At 57.0% G+C, this 4,952-nt stretch carries 4 protein-coding genes; 1 reads left to right on the top strand and 3 read right to left on the bottom strand.

The features are described 5' to 3' along the window. The first annotated feature begins 13 nt into the window (after positions 1 to 13). Positions 14 to 991, top strand: coding sequence for a prenyltransferase (locus VEZ52_RS11135; protein ID WP_324836872.1), 978 nt, complete (start codon positions 14 to 16; stop codon positions 989 to 991). A 155-nt stretch (positions 992 to 1,146) separates the two neighbouring features. On the opposite strand, the gene VEZ52_RS11130 is transcribed toward VEZ52_RS11135, so the two are convergent. The 3 genes from VEZ52_RS11130 to VEZ52_RS11120 all read right to left on the bottom strand — a co-directional run bounded on the left by VEZ52_RS11130 (position 1,147) and on the right by VEZ52_RS11120 (position 4,928). Continuing rightward, positions 1,147 to 2,496: a sodium:alanine symporter family protein gene (locus VEZ52_RS11130; protein WP_324836871.1), complete on the bottom strand. Its 1,350-nt coding sequence runs from the start codon at positions 2,494 to 2,496 to the stop codon at positions 1,147 to 1,149. 441 nt (positions 2,497 to 2,937) lie between these two features. Further along, positions 2,938 to 3,852, bottom strand: a complete 915-nt coding sequence (locus tag VEZ52_RS11125) for a DMT family transporter (RefSeq protein ID WP_324836870.1) — start codon at positions 3,850 to 3,852, stop codon at positions 2,938 to 2,940. Positions 3,853 to 4,013: 161 nt separating this feature from the next. Beyond that, positions 4,014 to 4,928: a D-alanine--D-alanine ligase gene (locus VEZ52_RS11120; RefSeq protein WP_324836869.1), complete on the bottom strand. Its 915-nt coding sequence runs from the start codon at positions 4,926 to 4,928 to the stop codon at positions 4,014 to 4,016. Positions 4,929 to 4,952: the final 24 nt, after the last annotated feature.

The raw sequence follows: 4,952 nt of genomic DNA, 5'->3' as shown, positions 1-4,952 counted from the left end.
GGAGGCGTATAACATGCGCTGCGGCGATCTTTTGCGCGAGGCATGGGTTCCCCGCCCTGCCCTCGCGCCAAAGCTTACTTTCCGCCAACAGGCAAGGGCGTGGTGGCAGGCCTGCCGCCCGCCTTTTTTCATTACGGCGGCTATTCCGGTTACTCTGGCTCTGGCGCTGACCTTTCGCCTGCAAGGGAGCATCCGGCCAGGGCAGTGGGCAACCTACGCCCTGCTGCTGGCTGGCTGCTTTATGGGCCTGACCATTGCCAATCTGGCAAATGACCTCTTTGATCATATTCTTGGCGTGGACGGCGGCGACAACATCGGCGGCTCGCGCGTCATCCAGTCCGGTCTTATCAGCCCGCGCCAACTATCCATTGTTCTGCTCCTGCTTACCCCGGCAACGCTTGCCGTGGGTGGCCTGCTGATTCTGGGGCTGACCCCGGCCCTGCGGCCTGCGCTCTGGGCATTGAGCGTGTTCGCGGTGGGTTCCGCCGTTTTTTACGTGGCGCCGCCCATTCGCTACGGACATCGCGCCCTGGGCGAAGTATTTGTGTGCCTGAACATGGGCTTTATCATGGTGAGCGCCAGCGCCACCTTGCTGCTGGGCCGCTTTGAGCCGTGCAGCCTTGCGCTGGCACTGCCCGTGGGCCTGATGGTGGCGGGGGTGCTGTACTACCAGAGCCTGCCGGAAATCGAAACCGATCTGGCGGCAGGCAAGCATACCCTTGCCAACACCCTGGGCAAGGCCGGATCCTTCCTGCTGTTTCGCCTGTGGTGGCCGCTGGTATGGCTGCTGCTGTGCAACCTGTGGGCAACAGGGCTGGCGGGCTGGCCGGTGGTGCTGTGTCTGGCTGGGCTGCCCTTTTATCTGGCCGCCTGCCGCCGCATCCGCCTTGCCGGGGATGGCGACTGGCTGCCGCTGGACGCTCACGGGCATCTGGTGCGCAAATGTTACCTCATCAGTGGTGCGGCACTGATACTGGGCGTGCTGCTGTAAACGCTCACGGTTGCAATCAACTGAAAAAAGGCATTCCTGTTTGCCGGTTTGCACCAGCAAGCGGGAATGCCCTTAAAAATGCATACAGACCTGTTCAAGCCGGGGATTCTCCGGCTTTTTTTTGCGCCTTCAGATCCCCTGCAAACAGCCTTAAATCATTGAAAATACTTTTTTGTTTCCGCTATGACTATGGGGCTTAGCACCAACAGTGCAATAAGGTTGGGAAAGGCCATACAGGCATTGGTGATATCGGCCATATACCAGATAGGCCTGATGGACAGATACGGGGCAACAGCTACGCACAAAATATACAGTATTTTGTAGCTCATTACGTATTTTACCCCGTCCGTCAGATACACAACGCACCGTTCGCCGTAGTAGTTCCAGCCAATGATTGTTGTAAACGAAAAGAATACCAGCCCGATGGAGACTACGTACATCCCCATGTCGCCGGACATGCCGGCATTGAATGCGGCGTTGGAAAGGATACCGCCGTCCAGCGTCGAACTTTCCAGCAAACCGGAGGTGATAATAACCAGCCCCGTCATGGTGCAGATGACAATCGTCGTGAAGAATACGCCGGTCATGGCAATCAGGCCTTGCCGCACGCCGGAATCAGACTTGGCTGCGGCCACCACAATGGGGGCGCTGCCAAGCCCGGCTTCGTTGGTGTACACACCTCTGGCAATGCCGGTGCGCATGGCGGTCATTACAGAAACGATGACAGCGCCGGTAGCGCCGCCAGCCACGGCAGACGGCTCAAAAGCCGACTTGACAACCAGAACAAAAGCTCCGGGAAGCGCCGCCGACTGGTTGAACAGCACATAGGCGGAAGCTGCAACGTAAAAGGCCGCCATCAGCGGCACAACAAATTCGGCCACGCTGGAAATGGACTTGATGCCGCCAAGAACAACAGCGGCGGTGGCGATGGTCACAACAGCGCCCACAATGGGGATCGGCACATTAAAGGCATTGCTGACAGATTCCGTGATCGCATTGACCTGCGGGAATGTGCCGCAGCCCATCAGTGCTGTGACCGCGCCAAAAAATGCAAACAGCTTGGCAAGCCATTTCCACTTACTACCCATGCCCTGCTCAATGTAGTACATGGGACCGCCCGCCACTTCGCCATTCTCGTCTATGGAGCGGTATTTGATGGCAAGCACGCCTTCAGCATACTTTGTGGCCATGCCGAGAACAGCCGAAACCCACATCCAGAAGAGCGCGCCCGGCCCGCCCACGCGCAGGGCGGTTGCCACGCCAACAATACTGCCTGTTCCAATGGTTGCGGCCAGTGCCGTACAGAGGGAAGCAAATGCGGAGACATCGCCCACACTGCCTTCCTCTTTTTCAAAAATATAGCGGATGGCTTTGGGGAGATGGATAAACTGAAGAAATCCCAACCGGAGAGTATAATAAAGCCCGGTCATCAGGAGAAGAATCATGGTTGGGGGGCCCCAGACAATTTCCTGAATTTGTTGCAGCACGCCAATAAGACTTTCCATACACACTCTAATTTTCTTAAAATATTTGGTAGTTGAAGAAAATTTGCTACAAGACGCCACATCCCGCGCACATGCCACCGCAAGGCATGTCCCAGCCCCTGCGAACAGCATCGCACTGCCGCAGCAATGTATAATGATATCACCTTGAAAATAGGCCGGGGGGTTGTGATATGCGACTTTTTGTCATTCCGCAACTCCCGTTTCGATATATTGAGATATCCATAATCAAGACGTCTGGGTTTATTGGGTCAGGACAATCACGATGGGCTAGCCTGAGCTCTGTCCCTTTTGGGGAGAATGCATGCCGCGCCAGAATTCCCTCAGTAAGTTGCTTGTGGCATTTGCGCATCCCGCAACGAAAAGCGGGGATACGGCGACCATATCCCCACACATGAAAAGCTACCAAGCCTATACATCAATGGGCGCAGTAACGCGCTACTGCTACTTGCCCAGACGCTGCGCCTTTTTCATCAGGTTGAAATTGCGCATTTCAGAAATCCCCAATCCAAGCAGCGTCAGGGCTGTTCCCAGCGCCGCCATCCAGGTGATCTGCTCATGCAGCACCAGAACCGCAGTAATCACCGTGACAACGGGAACAAGGTAGATGTACACGCAACTTTTGACTGCTCCAAGCCGCTGTATGGCAAACGTCCAGGCCACAAAACACAGGGCGGACGCCCCCAACCCCAGGAACAGCAGATTTATGCTGTTGACCGGGTTTTCCAGCCGCTCCAGCCCCAGATGGAATTCCATAAACGGCAGGCAAGGCAGCATGAACAACAGACCGTAGAAAAAACACCGCCTTGTGACCATCAGGCTGTTATAGCCAAAGGCCATGAGCTTGCGCGTCAGAATGGAATACCCGGCCCACGAAAGCCCGGCCAGCACGGCAAGGACATCCCCAAGAGGGTTGAGACGCAGTTGCGTGCTGCCGCTAAAGCTGATGAGGCCAATACCCAGCATGGCAGCCACAAAGCCCAAAAAGAAGTTCAGCCCCGGACGCTCGGCCCGCAGCAGCCAGAAGGCCAGCAAACCCGCAAAAAAAGGTGATATGGCAACAATCACGCCTACATTTGAGGCAAACGTGTATGTTAGAGCGATATTTTCAAGCAGAAAATACAGGGTCACGCCGCACAGCCCAGCTAAGGCGAACAGCACTTCCTGCCGCTTGTCCGTAATGTGCAACATGCGCGGAGAGGCAAGCCACAAGGCCGCATAGCCCAGCAAAAAACGGAAAAAAAGAATCTCCACCGGCGTAAAAGCCCGCAGCAGAACCTTTGTGGAAATAAATGTAGTGCCCCACACGATAATGCAGAACAGCGCCGCCATGTGACCTGCGGCAGATTTACTGAGCATTGGGATCACCAGTTCAGAGCTTGTCCCGAAACAGGCAGGCAGCGCGAAACGGGGAGGGAATAAACAGAAAGGATACCGCGCCGCAGCCTAAAGGCCGCTACGCAGAACGATGCCGGGGCCGCCCGACAGTCAGACGGCCCCGGCAAAGATCAGTTACGACGTCAGTTGCGGCGCTGGTCGGCCATGCCCAGCTCAATGAGCTTTTCAAGCAACTGCCCAAAGTCCAGCCCAACAGTGCGTGCCTCGCGCGGCACAAGGCTGGTGGCCGTCATGCCCGGCAGGGTGTTTACCTCAAGAATGGTCAGGCTGTCGTCCGGGCCAAGAATAAAATCGGCCCGGCTGTAGCCGCTCAGACCAAGAGCCTTGTGCGCCGCAAGGGCAAGCTCCTGCACGCGGGCGGTCAGCGCTTCGCTGATGGGCGCGGGGCATATCTCGCGCGCGCCGTCCTTGGCGTACTTGCTTTCATAGTCAAAAAAATCGCCAGCCACTGGCTCAATAAGAATGGGCGGCAGGGCTTCCTCGCCCAGAATGCCGCAGGTCACTTCCCGCCCAGCGAGCACGGGTTCCATGATGACCTCGTCGCCAGCGGAAAAAATGGATGCCAGCACGGCGTCAAGCTCGGCCCGGTTGCAGGCGCGCCCCATGCGTAGCGATGATCCGCCCGTATTGCTTTTAACAAAAAGCGGATAGGGCAAGCGCGGCTGCCAGCCAGCCTCGGGGGCGCAAGGCAAAAATTCCCAGTCTGCCGTGGGCAGGCCCGCCTGCCGAAATATCTGCTTGGCAGCACTTTTATTGAGCGCCAAAAAAGACCCAGCAGGGCCGGAACCTTGATAGGGGCAGCCCACCCGCTCAAGCATGGCTTGTACAAGGCCATCTTCGCCCGGCGCGCCGTGCAGGTTGATGAAAGCAAAATCGTGCGCTGCTGCTGTCTCAAGCAGACAATCGAAGCCCGAAAGCAAGTCAAAAAACGTTACCGAATGGCCGCGTTGCGCAAGCGCCTCCTGCATGGCGCGCGCCCCGTTGAGCGAAACTTCGCGCTCAGTGGACCACCCGCCCGCAATCAAAAGAATTTTCATGTAAGGCCCATCCCAGCTGCGCCT

It is taken from the genome of Desulfovibrio sp. (assembly GCF_035644575.1).
Lineage (GTDB): Bacteria > Desulfobacterota > Desulfovibrionia > Desulfovibrionales > Desulfovibrionaceae > Desulfovibrio.
The sequence above is the reverse complement of the archived record's forward strand: the minus strand, read 5'-3'. Positions and strand labels throughout refer to the sequence as shown.

Excerpts from the sequence above, each read along its gene's own strand:
- VEZ52_RS11130 (WP_324836871.1), bottom strand. The coding sequence starts at position 2,496 with ATGGAAAGTCTTATTGGCGTGCTGCAACAAATTCAGGAAATTGTCTGG.
- VEZ52_RS11125 (WP_324836870.1), bottom strand. The coding sequence starts at position 3,852 with ATGCTCAGTAAATCTGCCGCAGGTCACATGGCGGCGCTGTTCTGCATT.
- VEZ52_RS11120 (WP_324836869.1), bottom strand. The coding sequence starts at position 4,928 with ATGAAAATTCTTTTGATTGCGGGCGGGTGGTCCACTGAGCGCGAAGTT.
- VEZ52_RS11135 (WP_324836872.1), top strand. The coding sequence starts at position 14 with ATGCGCTGCGGCGATCTTTTGCGCGAGGCATGGGTTCCCCGCCCTGCC.